This is a genomic window from Bacillus sp. SA1-12 (assembly GCF_000981385.1).
Classification (GTDB): domain Bacteria; phylum Bacillota; class Bacilli; order Bacillales; family Bacillaceae; genus Metabacillus.
The window spans coordinates 61,677-79,277 of sequence record NZ_LATZ01000007.1 but is presented as its reverse complement, the minus strand read 5'-3'; the positions used below and the strand labels follow the sequence as shown (position 1 = coordinate 79,277).

The 17,601-nt window shown below is 37.3% G+C and carries 24 protein-coding genes and 1 pseudogene; 11 read left to right on the top strand and 14 right to left on the bottom strand.

Annotated elements, in window-relative coordinates; translation table 11 throughout:
- The first annotated feature begins 5 nt into the window (after positions 1-5).
- Positions 6-305: an MTH1187 family thiamine-binding protein gene (locus WQ54_RS06870; RefSeq protein WP_046513963.1), complete on the top strand. Its 300-nt coding sequence runs from the start codon at positions 6-8 to the stop codon at positions 303-305.
- A 63-nt stretch (positions 306-368) separates the two neighbouring features.
- Here WQ54_RS06870 and WQ54_RS06865 read toward each other — a convergent pair whose 3' ends face one another.
- From WQ54_RS06865 to WQ54_RS06835, 7 genes and pseudogenes are all read right to left on the bottom strand, one after another.
- Entirely contained in the window at positions 369-1,085 is a 717-nt protein-coding gene (locus WQ54_RS06865) for an AAA family ATPase (RefSeq protein WP_046513961.1), read from the bottom strand.
- A gap of 234 nt (positions 1,086-1,319) precedes the next feature.
- A complete protein-coding gene (locus WQ54_RS06860) occupies positions 1,320-1,814 on the bottom strand; it encodes an arsinothricin resistance N-acetyltransferase ArsN1 family A (RefSeq protein WP_046513958.1) in 495 nt (164 codons plus the stop codon).
- Positions 1,815-1,867: 53 nt separating this feature from the next.
- Positions 1,868-2,194, bottom strand: coding sequence for a YnfA family protein (locus WQ54_RS06855; RefSeq protein ID WP_046514156.1), 327 nt, complete (start codon positions 2,192-2,194; stop codon positions 1,868-1,870).
- A gap of 77 nt (positions 2,195-2,271) precedes the next feature.
- Positions 2,272-2,691 (bottom strand): arsenate reductase (thioredoxin), encoded by a 420-nt coding sequence (arsC, locus tag WQ54_RS06850; RefSeq protein ID WP_046513956.1) that lies wholly within the window; start codon positions 2,689-2,691, stop codon positions 2,272-2,274.
- 24 nt (positions 2,692-2,715) lie between these two features.
- Positions 2,716-4,007: pseudogene (locus tag WQ54_RS06845) on the bottom strand (arsenic transporter).
- 16 nt (positions 4,008-4,023) lie between these two features.
- Positions 4,024-4,368: a metalloregulator ArsR/SmtB family transcription factor gene (locus WQ54_RS06840; RefSeq protein WP_046513955.1), complete on the bottom strand. Its 345-nt coding sequence runs from the start codon at positions 4,366-4,368 to the stop codon at positions 4,024-4,026.
- Between the two features lie 386 nt (positions 4,369-4,754).
- Positions 4,755-5,249, bottom strand: a complete 495-nt coding sequence (locus WQ54_RS06835) for a CarD family transcriptional regulator (protein ID WP_046513954.1) — start codon at positions 5,247-5,249, stop codon at positions 4,755-4,757.
- Positions 5,250-5,390: 141 nt separating this feature from the next.
- On the opposite strand from WQ54_RS06835, the gene WQ54_RS06830 reads away from it, so the two are divergent.
- Positions 5,391-5,846 (top strand): MarR family winged helix-turn-helix transcriptional regulator, encoded by a 456-nt coding sequence (locus tag WQ54_RS06830; protein ID WP_231597464.1) that lies wholly within the window; start codon positions 5,391-5,393, stop codon positions 5,844-5,846.
- A 397-nt stretch (positions 5,847-6,243) separates the two neighbouring features.
- Here the strand turns inward: WQ54_RS06830 and WQ54_RS06825 are convergent, their stop codons facing one another.
- Positions 6,244-7,029, bottom strand: coding sequence for a glucose 1-dehydrogenase (locus tag WQ54_RS06825; RefSeq protein WP_046513951.1), 786 nt, complete (start codon positions 7,027-7,029; stop codon positions 6,244-6,246).
- Positions 7,030-7,145: 116 nt separating this feature from the next.
- Positions 7,146-7,883: an SDR family NAD(P)-dependent oxidoreductase gene (locus tag WQ54_RS06820; protein ID WP_046513949.1), complete on the bottom strand. Its 738-nt coding sequence runs from the start codon at positions 7,881-7,883 to the stop codon at positions 7,146-7,148.
- A gap of 192 nt (positions 7,884-8,075) precedes the next feature.
- On the opposite strand from WQ54_RS06820, the gene WQ54_RS06815 reads away from it, so the two are divergent.
- The 3 genes from WQ54_RS06815 to WQ54_RS34590 are packed head-to-tail and all read left to right on the top strand — an operon-like array spanning position 8,076 to position 9,190.
- Complete coding sequence (locus WQ54_RS06815) at positions 8,076-8,684, top strand: TetR/AcrR family transcriptional regulator (RefSeq protein ID WP_046513946.1); 609 nt, start codon at positions 8,076-8,078, stop codon at positions 8,682-8,684.
- Positions 8,685-8,742: 58 nt separating this feature from the next.
- Complete coding sequence (locus WQ54_RS06810) at positions 8,743-9,063, top strand: NUDIX domain-containing protein (RefSeq protein WP_231597463.1); 321 nt, start codon at positions 8,743-8,745, stop codon at positions 9,061-9,063.
- Complete coding sequence (locus tag WQ54_RS34590) at positions 9,044-9,190, top strand: hypothetical protein (protein ID WP_231597462.1); 147 nt, start codon at positions 9,044-9,046, stop codon at positions 9,188-9,190. The genes WQ54_RS06810 and WQ54_RS34590 overlap by 20 nt, the downstream gene beginning before the upstream one ends.
- Positions 9,191-9,240: 50 nt before the next feature.
- Here the strand turns inward: WQ54_RS34590 and WQ54_RS06805 are convergent, their stop codons facing one another.
- Positions 9,241-9,801 (bottom strand): AAA family ATPase, encoded by a 561-nt coding sequence (locus WQ54_RS06805; RefSeq protein WP_046513944.1) that lies wholly within the window; start codon positions 9,799-9,801, stop codon positions 9,241-9,243.
- A 213-nt stretch (positions 9,802-10,014) separates the two neighbouring features.
- Between WQ54_RS06805 and WQ54_RS06800 the strand changes: the two genes are divergently transcribed.
- On the top strand, positions 10,015-10,488 hold the full coding sequence (locus tag WQ54_RS06800; RefSeq protein ID WP_046513941.1) for a YjfA family protein: 474 nt from the start codon (positions 10,015-10,017) through the stop codon (positions 10,486-10,488).
- 199 nt (positions 10,489-10,687) lie between these two features.
- Entirely contained in the window at positions 10,688-11,173 is a 486-nt protein-coding gene (locus tag WQ54_RS06795) for a YjfA family protein (RefSeq protein ID WP_046514154.1), read from the top strand.
- Between the two features lie 146 nt (positions 11,174-11,319).
- Here WQ54_RS06795 and WQ54_RS06790 read toward each other — a convergent pair whose 3' ends face one another.
- Positions 11,320-11,883, bottom strand: coding sequence for a cupin domain-containing protein (locus WQ54_RS06790; RefSeq protein WP_046513938.1), 564 nt, complete (start codon positions 11,881-11,883; stop codon positions 11,320-11,322).
- A gap of 348 nt (positions 11,884-12,231) precedes the next feature.
- Between WQ54_RS06790 and WQ54_RS06785 the strand changes: the two genes are divergently transcribed.
- Both WQ54_RS06785 and WQ54_RS06780 read left to right on the top strand, forming a co-directional pair.
- A complete protein-coding gene (locus WQ54_RS06785) occupies positions 12,232-12,711 on the top strand; it encodes a hypothetical protein (protein ID WP_046513935.1) in 480 nt (159 codons plus the stop codon).
- Between the two features lie 126 nt (positions 12,712-12,837).
- Positions 12,838-13,017, top strand: coding sequence for a hypothetical protein (locus WQ54_RS06780; RefSeq protein WP_046513933.1), 180 nt, complete (start codon positions 12,838-12,840; stop codon positions 13,015-13,017).
- Between the two features lie 205 nt (positions 13,018-13,222).
- On the opposite strand, the gene WQ54_RS06775 is transcribed toward WQ54_RS06780, so the two are convergent.
- The gene (locus WQ54_RS06775) at positions 13,223-13,783 is read right to left on the bottom strand and encodes a protein distantly related to SAM-dependent methyltransferase (protein WP_046513930.1); all 561 of its coding nucleotides are present in this window, start codon (positions 13,781-13,783) and stop codon (positions 13,223-13,225) included.
- Between the two features lie 195 nt (positions 13,784-13,978).
- On the opposite strand from WQ54_RS06775, the gene WQ54_RS06770 reads away from it, so the two are divergent.
- A complete protein-coding gene (locus WQ54_RS06770; protein WP_046513926.1) occupies positions 13,979-14,431 on the top strand; it encodes a CBO0543 family protein in 453 nt (150 codons plus the stop codon).
- 689 nt (positions 14,432-15,120) lie between these two features.
- Here WQ54_RS06770 and WQ54_RS06760 read toward each other — a convergent pair.
- Positions 15,121-16,380, bottom strand: coding sequence for a cytochrome P450 (locus WQ54_RS06760; RefSeq protein WP_046513921.1), 1,260 nt, complete (start codon positions 16,378-16,380; stop codon positions 15,121-15,123).
- A 208-nt stretch (positions 16,381-16,588) separates the two neighbouring features.
- On the opposite strand from WQ54_RS06760, the gene WQ54_RS06755 reads away from it, so the two are divergent.
- Positions 16,589-17,227 carry a TetR/AcrR family transcriptional regulator gene (locus tag WQ54_RS06755; RefSeq protein WP_231597461.1) on the top strand — a complete coding sequence of 213 codons (639 nt, stop codon included), beginning with the start codon at positions 16,589-16,591 and terminating at the stop codon, positions 17,225-17,227.
- Positions 17,228-17,349: 122 nt separating this feature from the next.
- Here the strand turns inward: WQ54_RS06755 and WQ54_RS06750 are convergent, their stop codons facing one another.
- On the bottom strand, positions 17,350-17,556 hold the full coding sequence (locus tag WQ54_RS06750; RefSeq protein WP_046513919.1) for a zinc ribbon domain-containing protein: 207 nt from the start codon (positions 17,554-17,556) through the stop codon (positions 17,350-17,352).
- Positions 17,557-17,601: the final 45 nt, after the last annotated feature.

The following is a 17,601-nucleotide window of genomic DNA, read 5'->3' as shown; positions in this document are numbered from 1 at the left end:
AAAAAATGCCATTATTGGAAATTCGCATCATTCCCATAGGGACTGATTCTCCCAGCTTCAGTTCAGAGGTTACTAATGTGGTAAGTAAAATTGAGGAAAAAGGATTAACCTATCAATTGACTCCTACCTCAACCGTCATTGAAGGAGATATTGACCAATTATGGGACATTGCTAAGGTCATACACCACGAAGCTTTGTCAGAAGGCCCTGAACGAATTGTTACCGATATAAGCATCGACCATCGTACAGATAAACCAATGGATATGGAGCATCAAGTAGACACGGTTGAGAAAAAATTAGATTAGTTTATAGGACAAAGCCCCCCCCTCATACATGTTGAAGTATGAGGGGGGGGGCTTTGTCCGCCTCTATTCATTACCTAAAAGCTCCCGTAAAAACCGTTCTCGATTTTGTAAAAAATAACTGGTTATTTGATAATGGTCTGTCTGTTCATATTCAATCTCCTTGATTTCACCGTCATCAAAACTTAAGATTGAGGCATGTGGATAGCCCAACAGAATCGGAGAATGGGTAGCGATAATGAATTGAGTATCACCTGATGAGACTAAATCATGTAAAATTCTTAAAAATGTAAGCTGCCTTTGCGGTGATAATGCCGCCTCGGGCTCATCCAATAAATAGATGGCCTTCCCATGAAATCGGTTTAAAAAGAGCGATAAAAATGATTCACCGTGTGATTGCTGGTGTAATGAGCGACCGCCATAAGCATCGTATTCACCCAGCACGTCAAGATGTGACGCAAAATGATAAAATGACTCTGCCCTCAGGAAGAACCCGTTCGTCACTTTAGGCAGCCATGAAAGCCGTATAAAATCGGCAAGCGCTGATTCAGAAGCATGGACATCATAATAGTTATTTCTGCCGCCGCCAGCTGTATGAAATTCACACTTGTCAGCTATTGCCTCTAACAAGGTGGACTTACCTGAACCATTTTCTCCAACAAAAAAAGTAACATTGTTGTTGATATGTAATTGATGAAGATTTTTTATTGAAGGTATCGAAAAAGGATAGTGAGTAGGGTGCGAAATCTTTTCTTTCAAAAGTTCAACTCTCTTAAGAAACATGTGGATCACCTGGATTTCTATTTTTCTTCGTTAGACCAATTATTTCAAAAACAGACGGATAACACAATACTCGATTCTATAAATCAAAGGAGGATAAACTCACGATGAAAGTCAGGCAAATGCTACCCAGCGTGGAATTGCCCTTTTTACGTTGGATAATAGACGAAATTCATGCTGCCACAACGAAAAATCGTCTCTCATACTTTAGGATTTTATATAAGCCATTCATAAGAGCTATAACAATTTTTCCATCGCAGCCACATCAACGAGCTTTTCATCCAGGATCCCTTGATTCTTAAAGATTCCTACTTCCCGGTAGCCCATTTTTCCATATAAACCTTGACCCATGTGGTTAAAAGGAAACGTAAACAAGACAATTTTGTGAAACTGATTTGCTTTCGCCTCCTTCTCCAATTCCTTAAGAAGGATGCTGCCGATCCCCTTTCCGCGAAATGCTCGATCAATATAGATGGAAAGATCAGCGACCCCATTATAAGCACAACGATGAGAATAGCGGTTTAAGGATGCCCAACCGACGATTTCTTCTTCCATTTCTGCTACAAGTACGACATAGCGTCCTTGATGTTCTTGAAACCAAGATTCCATATAAGCCCTGTCTTTAATCTCTGTTTCTAGGGTTGCAATTCTGTCCTCAATCCCTTGATTGTATATCCGCAAAATTGCTCCTAAATCATCAGCGTACGCCTTCCGAATCCTTCCATTTTGCATGATCATACCCCCATGAATACTCATTTTTTTATGTATTTTCACCTTTAACCAACCTATTGACGCGGTGCCAATAACATCACCGATACCCCAACTAAGCATATACCTGCCCCTAGCCAATCATAAAAATCAGGTGTTTTTTTATCAATGCCCCAGCCCCATAAGATAGAAAGAACAATAAATACCCCTCCATAGGCAGCATAAACTCTTCCAAACGATGGAAAGGCTTGAAAGGTGGCAATCACACCATATAAAGCCAGTATAAGTCCGCCAATAATCCCCCAATAATATGGTTTGCCCTCTCTTAACCATAACCAAATTAGATATCCCCCGCCTATTTCAGCAAGTCCTGCAAGGATAAAAAGTACTGTTGCGTAAATGATAGCAATCACTCCTTTTCCTTTAATCCTGTGAAAAAGTAAAAGCCAAGAGAATATCCCAAGGCTTTTACTCTCACATATTATTCTCCAGTTTTTGCAAAGCGTTCAATTCTCTCGCCAATTTCGTCACGAACACGCGCAAAAAACGCCCATTTTTCTTCTTCTGTACCCTCAGCTTTTGCCGGATCATCAAAACCCCAGTGTACACGTTTGATATGCGGAGGTGTTACCGGGCAATGGTCTGCCGCATGGCCGCAAAGTGTCACAATTAAGTCTGCATTGTTTAAGATTTCAGAATCAATCACATCAGATGTTTGATTTGAAATATCTATACCCGCTTCCTTCATTGCTTTCACTGCATTCGGGTTTAGTCCATGTGCTTCAAGCCCAGCACTTTTTACTTCCCACTCATCACCTAAATGCTTTTTTGCCCAGCCTTCTGCCATTTGACTTCTGCATGAATTTCCAGTACATAAGAAATAAATTGTTTTTTTCGACATGTTCATTGCTCCTTTTAAGATAGATTAGTGAATGATAAGTAACCAAATATAAAGACCCACAAGCGTAATAAACAATGTTGGAATGGTCAAAATAATTCCTGTTTTAAAATAAGTTCCCCAAGAAATTTTTACACTTTTTAATGACAATACATGGAGCCACAATAAAGTTGCTAAAGAACCGATCGGTGTAATTTTAGGTCCTAAATCCGAACCAATTACATTTGCATAAATAAGAGCTTCTCTGATTACACCTGTTGTATTGGTATCAGAAATAGCCAATGCATCGATCATAACGGTTGGCATATTATTCATGATTGAAGATAAAATAGCTGCGATAAAGCCCATACCAACTGTTGCAGCAAATAAGCCCTGATCAGCAGTTACTTGGATTAAATCAGCTAACACATTTGTTAAGCCAACGTTTCGCAAACTATAAACCACTACATACATTCCGATTGAAAAAAAGACAATAGCCCAAGGTGCCCCTTTGATTACAGTTCTTGTATTAACCGCAGGACTTCTTTTTGCCATGAATAAAAAGAAGATAGCAACAATTCCCGCAATGATGGAAACAGGTATTCCAATGAACTCAGATGCAAAATATCCAACTAGTAATATCCCCAGAACAAACCAAGACAATTTAAACATCTTTTCATCTCGAATAGCTTCAACAGGTTTCTTTAATTGAGATAGATCGTAGTTTCTTGGAATGCTATTACGGAAAAAGAGAAATAAAATCAAGATGCTTGCTGCTAGAGAGAAAAAGTTAGGTATAATCATGCGAGATGCGAACTCGACAAACCCAATTCCGAAAAAGTCAGCCGATACAATATTCACTAAGTTACTAACTACTAACGGCAGTGAAGTGGTATCTGCGATAAATCCACTCACCATAATAAATGGAAAAACCATTTTTTCGCTAAACTTTAAATTTCTAACCATCGCAAGAACTATTGGTGTAAGAATTAAAGCAGCTCCGTCATTAGCGAAAAACGAAGAGACAATCGCTCCAAGAATACTGACATAGACAAACATTTTTATGCCATTTCCTTGCGCAGTTCTTGCCATATGCAAAGCGGACCATTCAAAAAAGCCAATTTCATCTAAAATAAGTGAAATAATGATAATTGCAATAAACGTTAACGTTGCATTCCAAACAATCGATGTCACATCCATAACATCTTTATAACACCTACTATGAGAGCTAATATCGCTCCTCCACAAGCAGACCATCCGATCGATAATCCTTTTGGCTGCCAAATAACCAGCGTAAGTGTGAGTAAAAAGATCATTGATGCCAAAATAATTGATGTCATTTTTTAAATCCTCCATCTAGTCACACGAAATTCGCAAGCCCTGTGCTTCTAATTCTTTAAAACGGTCATCCTGATCAGGCAGGTGCTCAAGGATGTTTTGAACAAGCGGATAGTATTCGCTGCTTTTATTTAAAGAATAAAAAATCCATTGCCCTCTCCTTGATTCCTTTACAACTCCCGCATCTTTTAGCTTACGAAGGTGCTGACTAATAGCAGGCTGGCTAGCCTTAAAAATCTCAACAAACTCACAAACACAACAATCATTTGAATTTAGCATTTTCACCATTGTCAATCTAGTTTTATCACCAAAAAGCTTCAAAATGGCGGCAGCCTTATCCATTTCAATCAATGATTTACTCATCTAAACACCTCCATCACTTTGCCGTATATTAATATATAATAATTTACTTATATGTTCAATGCGATTTTGAATGTTCTTGGTATTTTGGATAGGTGGAGGTGGAATGTGGGTGAGGTCTTGGTATAGATATGAAGCGCTGATAGTTTGGGGTCAGCGCTGATAACTTGTTAAGTCGCTGAAATTTTCCGATTAACGCTGATAACTACTTAATCCGCTGATATAATAGCTAGAACCTCTGATAAACTTCGAATGGGCGCTGATATAATCGTCAAAGACGCTGATTTACTTAGATAAGCGCTGATAAACTAGTTAGCACCACTGATAGTCTTTATGTCAAATACCTAATCTGTAAAAACAAATTAATTGGTGAACCTTAGACCCACCAATTAATTCCTTACCAATTTATTAACTCTCTGTTCTATTTCTTCATAAGTAGTAGTTAAAGCCATTGCAAGTTCATTAAAAAGTATATCTTGAAGGAAATTTAATAATTTACTGTCTTCATACGGAAGCTTCTTTTCTTGCATTTCAGCTTCATATTTCTTCGTCATTAATGTTTTGATGATCTTGGAAATGTCCTTGAGATTTCCATTCTTGACTGTGTCGGAATACACTTTGGGGCGACGGTGATGATTTTCTTCCCATGGGAAGCCTGGCTCTTTGAAGGATTCTAGAATTTCTATTGCTTCTTTTTCATGAACGATTTCTTGCATGACAACCTTGTCATTATTTATCGGGGTTTGGATGGTTAAATTTGTGTTTTCAAGTGGGTGTAAAACGTAATACATTTTAGTTTCGCCGAAATATGTTTTTTCACATATGTCATCAATATGGCAAATACCGTGGGTTGAATAGATAATCAAATCTCCTATATTAAACATCGCATTTGCTCCTCTATTCATTATTGTCAACTTAGTTGACTAAATTCAGTTTAACATTTCCCTTTAATTTCGTCAACTAGGTTGACATTACCAAATAATTTTCTTATATTAAATACGATTAATACTATTGGGGTGAAATGGTTGATGCCTGAATTACAAAACTTAGATTTAATCGATTTGTTAGGTGAGCGTCATCTGCTGCTTCGCAGTATTTCTGAGAAAGCATGGAATGATCAAAGTGACATATATATTTCAAATTCTGAATGGTTTATCATGGCAAAAATCTATAAGAAACAGCCAACCATTTCGTATGTGACGAAACATGTAGACATCTCGAGGCAGGCCGTTCATAAGTTCATAAAAAGACTTGAGGCAAAAGGGTTAGTTGAAGTGAAAAACGTCGAATATAACAAAAAACATAAATGCATAAGCTTAACTGACTTAGGCAATGAATGTTATGAAAAAAATGAAGCCTTAAAGGAAAAGCTTGAAAAAAAAATTGCTGAAAAAATTGGAACTGATCAATTGACAGTATTCAAAGAGATCCTTAAATCTGACTGGGGCTTGCAAGACCTAGAAAAAGAACTCATTTCCTAAAAATGAGTTCTTTTCTTCTTAAATATTAAATGACGTTTTCTCGTCACCGTATAATCTCTTCTCCCATATGAATTGTGCTCATTTACTTTATCTTGACTTTGGTTTTTTCTAAATAAAGACAAAATAAATAAGTGCTACCATTCCAATGATGATCGATCCAATAACAATTGGGCTTGTCCAACCGTCGTGCTCCCATCCTGCACTAAATCCATAAACAATCCCACCGAATCCTAGAATTTTTGTGAAATTTTAATAACAAAGTTGAGGTCAAAAGAGAGAGTTGTTAAAAGAAAAAGAGCGTGTTTTGAGAAATGGATGAATCAAAACACACTCTTTGTATCCTTAATTCCGATGATTTTTAAACATTGCGGGGACAGTCCACAGACTTTCACACCTCTTAATATTTATAAGATTGTCCGCCGTCGATTGGAATAACAGCTGCGTTGATAAAGTTAGCTTGGTCAGATAGCAGGAATGCCACTAAATATCCCACTTCCTCTGGTTTACCGAAACGTTTCATTGGGTTTGGATCTACAAATTGTTTACCTACCTCTTCCCAATTGTCTGGATCAATTTGTTTTAGTGAACCTTCAACCATTGGTGTCATGATTGCACCTGGTGCAATGGCATTGATGCTGATGCCGTATTGACCATACTCAATTCCAGAGTTTCTAGTTAGTCCGACTACACCGTGTTTACTTGCTGCATAACCAGATTGATTTCCTACTCCGCGAATACCGCCGACAGAGGCCGTGTTGACAATAGAACCAAAGCCTTGTTCTCTCATGACTTTTAATACATGTTTCATTCCATAAAACACACCATTTAAGTTAACATTAACTACTTTATTGAATTCCTCAATGCCGAAATCTTCAGTTAAGTTTTGTTTTCCTTCGATTCCAGCGTTATTGAAGAAACTATCGATTTTTCCAAATTTCTCAACGGTTTCATTTACATAGTTTTCAACTGCTTTTTCATCAGCCACATTTGCTGTGATCAGAAGCATTTCTGCGTTTGGTGCAACCTCTAGCACTTTACTCTTCGTTTCCTCTAACGATGCAGCATTTAAATCTACCAATGCTAGCTTTGCACCTTCTTTTGCTATTTGCAGGGCAGAGGCTTGGCCTAAACCAGATCCTGCACCAGTAATTAATACTACTTTTCCATCAAAACGATTGCTCATTTGGTATTCCTCCTTTTGTTCTAAGTCTGAGGGGGAAAAATGAGAATATCCCTCAGACTATGTTTAATTATAAAAACTCACATTAAAGCAACTTATTCGTAAAAGCCAATCATTAATTATTGTGCAGTATATCCGCCGTCAACCGTTAAGAAGCTGCCGGTCATAAAGGAAGAATCATCTGACGCTAAGAATAACACTGCTTTTGCCATCTCCTCTGCTTGGCCAAGACGTTTTAAAGGAGTGACTGCTGCTAAAGCTTGCTTGCTTTCTTCCGGAATAATTGGTGTATCAATAAAACCAGGGCATAATGCGTTCATTCGAATATTTTTTTCTGCGTATTCAAGTGCAAGTGAACGAGTTAAATTAACCACGCCGCCTTTTGCTGCGTTATAGGCTGCCGAACCAGGCGATCCAACCAAACCGTACATTGATGCCGTATTAACAATGGTACCGCCGGCTGTTTTCAGCATTTCACGGATCGATTCACGTGCTACTAAGAAGACACCATCTAAGTCAACATTGACAGTATTGCGCCATTCTGAGTACTCTAATTCATGTGAAGGATGAACGCGGCCGATTCCCGCATTGTTGAAAACAACATCTACCTTGCCGAATGTTTCAACCGTTTGTTTAAAGATATTTGCGACTTCTTCTTCACTCGTAATATTTGCTTTAATAAAAAGAGCTTCCGCATTAAGCGCTTTCAACTCTGCTTCAAATGCTTTTCCTTTTTCTTCATTTAAATCAACAAGAACCACTTTGGCTCCTTCTGATACAAATAAACGTGCAGTTGCTGCTCCAATACCAGATGCTCCACCGGTAATTACAGCTACTTTGTCTTGTAATTTACCCATTATACATCCTCCTAGTGTAAAATTTCTTTCTTATGGCAGAGAATAGTACTAGATAAACCCTACTATCAGTACTATTTTCCTTACACTTTCATTCTACTCCTCTGTTCACAATTAACAATCATTAAGATTTCATTAAGTATCTACTAGTTAGACACTTTTTATGGATCTGTCTATTTTGATGGAGGTTTTTTCATGAATAACGAACAGAATACGACATCTAAACGACAAAATCGTACAGAAGCTCATTTAAAGCAAGCATTTATAGAACTCATTAAAGAAAAAGGGTACCATTCCGTTACGGTAAAAGATATTGTCGATTATGCCGCTTATAATCGAAGTACCTTTTATATCCACTACACAGATAAACTTGAATTAGCGGAAGATTTACTTGCTGCCATGCTTCAGGGATTAGAAGCTTCTGTGGGCCAGCCATATGTACCTGGTCACAAGGTTTACACTTCTAAACTAAAGGCATCATCTTTTAATATCGTTTCTTATATTTATAAAAACCGGGAATTTTTTGAGTTGATTAACTACGATGACACGTTACCAGGATTACATACACGGTTTCCACAAACGATATTAAAAATCTATAAGGAACAATTTATTTTCAAAACAATTAACAATATCCCCGTAAATATGGACTATTTTAAACGTTATACAGCATATGGCTTTTACGGCCTCCTTCAGAACTGGATTCAAAATGGCTTTAAAGAAACCCAAGAGGAGTTTATCCACGAAGTCATTAATCTAACGAAAACACATATTTACTCATTTGAATATATTGGCAATCAGGAATAATGGACATGAGCCTACTCATGAAAGATACCTTAAATGAAAGAGGTGCCAATTTCATATCATGTTTAAGTACACAGTTTGTTTTGTAAAAAAGGAAAATAAAATATTAATGCTGAACCGTGAAAAAACTCCAATTATGTGGAATGGAGTAGGCGGCAAGATTGAGAAAGGTGAAATGCCTGATGAGGCTGCTCTTCGTGAAGTATTTGAGGAAACAAATATAAGAGTAGATGAATACTTTTCTAAAGGAACTATATGTTGGGAAACTTCTAATGGTGAACTGGATGGTATATATGTTTATCTTTATGAGGTTCATCATGTTTTAACCGATGAACCTCATAAAAAAAACACGAGAAGGTATCTTGGATTGGAAATCTATTGATTGGATATTAAACCCTTTAAATCTTGGCATTGCGGAAATGGTCTCTCAATACTTACCAGCTCTTTTAAAGGAAGAAGGAAACTACTCGTTTCATTACAAAAATGGTCAGCTTGATATAACTGTCTAGCCTTATTAGCTAAAGAAAACAAGGCCTGTCTTTTATCCTTATGGACCCATTTATAAACGAAATCTGTCTTTAATGATTTTTGCTACTTCCTCTGCACTCAAGCCAGTATTGTTTATTTTTATATATTCTTCCTTTTGGATTTCCCCCACAAATGAGTTCAATCTGTATTTTTTCATGGTCTCTTTTATCTCATTTTCAGACCATTCAATGTTTCGTTTTGTCGGTTTATGTTCAAGTCTATGAGGACTTCTATTTCGTTCAAGTCTTTCTTCAAAATCAGCCTCAAGTTCTACGTAGTAAACAGTCCCTCCTCTGGACTCAAATATTCTGCAAACTTGATTGACATAATTCCAATCAGCTTGCAGATCAAATGCCCAGACATATGTAAAAATCAATCCATCCAAATTACTTTTTGATACTTCTTCAAATATCTCCTTGCGAAACAAGTTTACTAATCTCTTCCCTTCTTTTGTGCCGTAATCAAAAAATTTACTTACTAAGTCAATCGTCATGTGATTATGAAAAAGCTTCAAACCCGTAATCTTAGCTAATTCCTGACCAACAGTCATTTTCCCAACTGCTTGCGGTCCAAATATCAAGACAAATTTCATACATCCTCCTTAATATAAATATTGATTATTATCTAATTCCCTTTATTATCAGTAATTCCTTCTTTCATTAAATTACCAGTTAATGTTACAAATTGGAGGTATATCGAATTATAAACTGTAAAGTAAATATGAGATAAAATCCCCTTACCATAAAATACCAGGAAGTGTAAGATTACGTGGTATTTAAAAATTTTGTAATGGGGTGATTTTTTAGTGAGACCATTGAAAAGAGTCTTGTCGTGTATTTCCATAACTTTTCTAGCATTTTTTGTCCTTATTGGTACATCTGGTTTCTTTAACAACAAGGCATCTGCAGAAACCCATACCTATGATGGAAAAAGTCCTTATTATAACAGCTGTGCTGCGAGCGGAGTTACAAAAAAGAGTGTGACCATTTACAGAGACGGTGCTTCAGCGAAATTAGAGTTGAAATTTAGTACAGTATGCAAAACGGCTTGGGCAAAAATCACTCTAAGCCGACCCGCTAAAATGGATGGAGAGGCAACTGCATTAGTTGTCCGAAACACAGACAATAAGCAATATAGCTGTGCTTCTCCTGGAGGCAATGGTGAAATAAATATAGGTCAAACTTCATGTTACACACCAATGGTATATGATCTAGATCCCCGTAAAGCAAAGGCAGTTGGATTCTGGCCATATACAGCAGGGGAAACGGACTGGTATTAAAAAACAAAAGCACAGGGCGCCTAGATCAATCTGGGCAAATCAGACGATTTAGAATAGAAGGTGTTCTTTGCCTTCAATTCCAAATTGGCTGGACCCTAGAGGGATCAGGCGCTGTAGCTGGATGTTGAAGTACTTATCTTTATGTATCCTTATTAACCTAAATAAATGCCTTTCATCCTTCTATATAAATAAGAAAGGAATGAACCTTTTGAATAAAAAGCTTAAACTCATTGGTCAATCTATGATGCTGATTTTATCGTCCTTGATCATTACTTTTGGATTAGGGAATCATCAAGCAGTTGCAGAAACTCATTCATATGATGGCAAAAGTCCTTACTACAATAGTTGTGCAAGCTCCGCTGTAACAAAGGATAAAAAATGGATTGATTCCGTTTCATATGTAGAATTAAAATTCAGCACAAATTGTAAAACTGCCTGGGCAAAAGTCACGGTTACCCGGCCAGCTATATACAATCATGAAGCCGACGCTAGAATCGTTCGGAGCACAGACGGCAAAGCCTATACGTGTAATAGCTCTGGAGGAAACGGGGTTGTTAACATGGGGCAAACGTCATGTTATACACCAATGGTATATGACTTAGATCCACGCAAAGCACAAGCTCAGGGAATCCACGCGATCCCTAATAGTGACGCCTATAATAAAGCAGTAACGATTTGGTACTAGAAAAAGCGACAATAATGGTTGTTCATTTTAATACCTAAAATCTGTAAAACCCCGTTCTAAGCTAGAACGGGGTTTTCATCTTCTATGCATGATTCTACACATTTAATTCCTTCTGAACGGCGCGTCCTTATTTTTCACACTTTATTTTATTCAGCTTCCATGGCATCAGATTTTGTTACGTGTACTGTACCGTGTGGATGCTGAGGAGGAGCATAGATCGAGTAAAGTCTTAACGGAATATTACCTGTATTGATTATGTTATGCCATGTTCCAGCCGGTATCATAATCGCAGTGTCATCAGAGATTCTTCTTACAACGTTTAAATAATCTTTTCTCTTGCCCATTTTAATCATCCCTTGGCCTTGTTCAATACGGAAAAATTGATCAAGATGCGGGTGAATTTCTAAGCCGATATCTTCACCAATCTTAAGACTCATCAAAGTGACTTGTAAATGATTTCCTGTCCATAAAGCGGTGCGATAGGTTTTGTTTTGCTTTGAAGCCTCATTGATATTAACGACAAATGGTTCTGGTCCATAATCTTTTAAGTTTAGCCTATTTCTCCCCTTTAATGATTGCAGAAAATCATTTGGATATGCATCGTTAAGAAAAGTGCTATAAACCGGCTGCCTAACAAAATGATACGTTGGCACATGTACAAAATAAGGGTTCGGGTCTTGATTTGAATACTTAAAAGGAACACGATACATTTTATTCAATCCCTTCACACAGCTAATCAAATTATCCTATGCATGTTGGGCAATTTATGTACTTTGCAGGTGCTTTATTTTAATGAACCGTTCCGGTTATTCACCTTTAGTCATCCCATTCTCTTTCGAAAAGCTACAACTGTGACCATTATTCCTTACTGTTTGATAATAAAAAATTCATTTGAATAAATTCTGATAAAAATCATTGAATTTATTACCTCCGCTAACCTTTATTTTGATAAAAAATAATAATCTTGTTTGTTTTGTATTTTGTATATATTCATTTCACACAGTATATAACCATTACTAACAACAAAACATAATACAAAATAATAAGGAGCAAAGATTATGCAGGAATTTATTAAGAATTTAGACTTAGGGGCCAAAGGAATGTGGTTTCCAGTTTTAGTAAGTATCTTATTAGCAGTTATCGTCCTTTTCATCCCTAAGAAAAACATTTCTTGGCGGGAAATCTATATTACATTTGGTGTTGTAGGATTTGTTACTTGGTTTAGTGATGGCTTAATTGCTAGGGAATTCAATCTTATAGACCTGGGAAACCCTAATAAGGCTGGACTTGGCGATACTCTTTTGTATACCTTTGTACCATCATCACTTGCTATTTTACATTTAAATTACTTAACAAAGAATAACAAATGGAAATTAACAATCATGTTCACTGTCATATCCCTTCTCATAGAATTTGGAATAATCTATGTTGAGTATATGAACTATAAAGGATGGAATTGGTTCATATCATTAATTGTTTATCTTATCGTTTTCGGTTTTCTATTACCGATTCATATGAAGATCATTAGAAATGAATAACTTTAGGATGATATCATTCACCTAGTTTTAAAATAGGACAAATAGTGTATCAGGGTTTATTTTTCCTTCCCTTTTGTTTTTTTCTTTTAAATAAAACCATACTAACCATAGAAAGGAGAGATAAACGTGACAAAGGAATCAACTAATAGATCTAATTTACAGGGGAAATTGAAATCAAGTTCTTCTAATCAGCAAAGGTTTAATGAAGAAATAAGCATGGAGAACCTGGCAAAGGAAGCACTGGCTGAAACCATTCGAGAAGGCGGTGCCTTCGCACGGGAAAAATCTGATCGATCTAAACCTTAAAACTAAAAAGCTAATGTGATGCAGAACATTGGTGCCTATCCAACAGATTCAAGGACAAGGCACCAATATGATTCAGATTGCTGCAAGATTATTATTATTATTATTATTATTATTATGCTTAATTGCCTTTCCCTTTCTTTTGCTAAGGCTTCCAAAGACAGATTCGTTAATGTATTGAAATGCTTAATGGCATATATTGGACAATTTAAGGTTTTATTGCATCTACTATAAGAGAAGGGAAAACTAGTTTTTCTCCCTGATTTCTAGGATCAAACTTTTTCGATCTAAAAATAACGCCATCTTTTCCGTCCCAATCATGAACGTGAAATTGACCTTTTTTATCAAAGTATTCTAGTAAAGTTACTTTATATCCAGCAGTTTGAAACATGTTTGACAGAGTTTGATAAGTATGAACTATTTTATGACTGGCAGCAGGATGATCAAATGGTCCAGGTCCACCTATTTTAACGATGTTTTGGTAATCTTTATCTGGAAAGAACCCATCTGGAACTGCACAACGAATATAACCCCCATGTTTTAAAAACTGATAACAAAGGTTTGCCGCTTCAATCCCCTCATCAAAAGTAAGGTGCTCCCAAACGTGTTCAGCAAGAATAGCCGTTAGAGAATTTTTTTCAAATCGAGCATTCCAAGTAGTTATATCTATTAGATTAAGTTCATCCTCCTGTGTATGGATCCAGCCTGGATTATTATTGTACTCTCCAGCACCAATGACAACTTTCAGATCTTCTTTTTTTGCAGCCATTTTTTCACCCCTAAGCTCCTTTTATTTTTTAAAGCAGCATAATGAAATTGCACTTTCATCTCTTTATTGTATTTAAGGAAATCCTAGATACATAAATACTGGGATTTCGTAAAACCCTATAAATACTTAAATAATAATTGGAAAGGGTATTTCAATGAAAAAAAAGCAGAATTAAACTTTCTTAGAGTCTTATTAATGATTGGCATTTTTAGCTTTTTTAATTTAATAAGAAAACCACCGATGAAAGATTGGATTATCATTTTTCTTCTAAAGAGTTATATTTCAACTTTTCTTGATAATCTTGCTGTAAAAAATGGGTACATTAAGTATCCATTAAAATTATTTAAATCATTTGATATAAGTGTTATTTTCAGTTATTTATTGTTTCCTGTATCTTGTATTTACTATAATCAACTGACTGATCATTTCAAGATAATTGGAACATTCTTTATTACTTTTGCTTTTGCTTTACCAATGGCATTGTTTGAAAACATACTTGAGAAAAAAACAAGACTGATTAAGTACCAAAAGTCTTGGGGGTTTCCACATAGTTTTGGGTCTCTTTTTATAACATTTATTACTGTACGTGCTATTTACAAACTAATAAGTTTTGTTTCTCGAAAACAAAATGAATCTGCTGGTTCCTAATCAATATAAAGGATTGGTGAAAATTGTGAGTGAAAAACCAGTAATCTCTATCCTTTCATTAGTTTTATCTCCTTTTTCCTTGTTACTTTTAGGCTTGATTATTCCGTGGGAGCCTCTAATGGATCTTCATACTTTTTTTGGTGAATTTTCATTTTACTCAGCCTTAATTGGAACTATTTTGGGTATATGGGAATTAACAAAGAAGGAAAGGAAAAGCATTGCTCTATTAGGTTTCCTATTAAACGGTATACCCTTGGGTCTTTTTATCCTGATGATGATCATGATGTTTCTTTCATTTGTCGTGGGAATCTAACTTTTCTTCCATCTTTTTATGAAAAATCTGTAGAAAGATATATGAAGCTCTTTACACCTTTCTTATCTCTAACTAAAAAGCTGCCCATTTTAAAAACAAATCTTGAACATAATCACTGCCAAAAAGAATGGATCGTTAATAATTATTTCCAACATTTACATATTCACCTCGAATTAATTATTTCCTTTAATCCGCTACTTACCCAGCAGTCCAAAAAAAAATGGTTGCCGCAGCAACCACACTCATACACCCCTATCCTATCCTAATTAGTTAAGGCATCATTTATCGTTTTTATTTTCACATTAGTCCATTGGTAAGAAAACCCAAATTCAGAAATCGTGCTCCCGCTGTACTATATAGGTAAGACTTCCCTCCATTAAAATGCGACGGGAAGAGAATCTAACCCCTGTGAGGAAAGCGTGAACTGCCAGTTAACACTCTCCCGAGGAATGCCAAGCCGAAGATTGGGCATGCGTCTAAGCATAGTGGTAAATGCAATGTCTCCTTCCACGCGGGCCAGCGGTGCCCCCAAACACATATGGATGCCATGGCCAAAGGCAAGATGGCGGTTGATCTTCCGCGTAATATCCAGCTCTTCTGACTGCATAAACTTGCCTTCATCTCGATTTGCCGCTTTCACCACAACAAGGACCATATCCCCTTTTTTGATCTGCTGCCCGGCAAGCTCCAAATCTTCGGTTGCAAAACGTGGGCCAACGCTTGTGGCGGGCCCATTGAAGCGCAACAGCTCTTCTACAGCAGAAGGAACTAAACTGAGATCAGCTTTGAGTTTCTCCAACTGATCGGGGTGATCCAGCAACATCATGGTACCCGTAGCGATTAGGTTAGATGTTGTCTCATGACCGGCAAAAATCAACAATGTGATCATCGAGATCAATTCAGCTTCACTGAGGCGATCCCCTTCTTCTTCAATAGCGATCAACTGACTGATCAAGTCATCACTAGGACGCTTGCGTTTATCGGCCACTAGCTGTGCAGTATATTCTCCAAAGGCTTTCAAGTGCTCTGCGACCCCTGGCTCTTGTCTGCCCCAACCTAATCCATGGGCAATCGCTGCAGACCATACTTGGATCTGTGCCCGGTCTGATTGAGGGACTCCAAGCATTTCAGAAATAACGTTGATCGGCAAAGGATAAGCATAGTCTTTGACGAGATCCATCACACCATGATCTTGCACCCTGTCGATTAATTCGTCAGCAATTTCCTGCACCCGGGGACGCAAGCTCTCCATATATCTAGGCGTAAAGGCTTTTGACACCAGACCGCGCAAACGTCGATGATCAGGCAGATCGACAAAGAGCATGGATCTTCCAGTAAAAAAAGTATCGGGAGCGGATGGATCAATGCTGCCTGCGACGTTCTTCCTAATGTCATTGCGACCGTCGATGGAGCTTGGATCTACAGTAAAGCGCGAATGATCTTTGAGTATCTGCATCGCCTCTTCCATACGAGTGACCATCCAGGCTTTTCGATCGGCTCCTCCCATCGGATTCGGTATAGGAATAACAGATCCTATAGCCCGCATCTGAGCAAATAACGGAAATGGATTTTCAACTCTGTCACCACTTAATAAACTTAAAACTTTTTCTGGCATGATTTGATCTGAATGATTCATGACGACCTTCCTTTCTCAGAATGAAATGGGTACTGAGCCTTCCAAAATCACATATTCTGGATGCGGAGGTACGGTAAGAAAAGGCCAGTTCCGAAGAAACATCAACGTACGGAACTAATACTGTATGCACAATGTCTTATCTTGTTATGTACGTCTATAAAAAGTATAATGTCATTAAATGACAAAAGTCAACGGAGGAAATTTTATAATGAATGACAAGAAATCTTCACAATATGAGGAAACGAAGCCATTAAGTTTGCGGGAGCGTAAGAAACGTCAAGCCCAAGCAGCCATTGAGGAGGCCGCACTCCGACTCTTTCAGCAAAAGGGGTATGAACAAACCTCTATCAAGGACATTGCTGATGAAGTGATGATGTCTGCTCGCACCTTCTTTCGCTATTTTGCGTCTAAAGAAGAGGTGCTCTTAGGGTTCATTCGCACTGCGCAAAGTGAAGGCATCCGCTCGTTACAGCAAGTTGCACCAAAGGCGTCACCACATGCTGCACTCCGAGTGGTTTTTGGCTACTTAGCCAGTCAATATCAGCAGCAGCGGACCAATCTTCAGATCCGTTATCAAGTGTCAATGCAGACCCCATCAATCTCTTCTTTGTTTCTAAATACCCTGTTGGAATCAGAGCCGGTGATTTGTGACGCGCTTTGTTCCCACCTTGAATCTGCAACAAACCGAAATGAAATGCGCTTCCTAGTGGCTATTTATATGGCAGCTTTTCGCGTTTCCGTGGAGAAGTGGTTAGAAAATGAGGAAAACAGTGACCTGATTTCTTTGTTAAACGACCACCTGGACTGCTTCCTGACCATGCCTTTAGAAAACAAACGAATAAAATGAGATCTTGCTTGGTGGCCAAAAAAGCTGGATAATAAAAAAAGGCCACCTAAGCATCAATTCTTATGATCTCAAGCAACCTATATAATGAAGAAATTATTTTTATGACAGGTGCGGAACACCCTTTAACCTCCAAAAAATAAATCTAAAAGATTACTGGATCTTGATGACTCTTTATTATACAGTTCGGAATATCCGCAACTTGTACAATATACAACAATAAAATGATTATGTTGAATATCCATCAATTTTGATAGCCCTGTACCTGATGTTGCGATTTCTTTCGTTTTAGCTCCATTATGACCACACTTGATACAGCCTTTTTCATTCATCGTCATCATCCTTTTACTTTTAATAAATCATAATACGGGATCTTC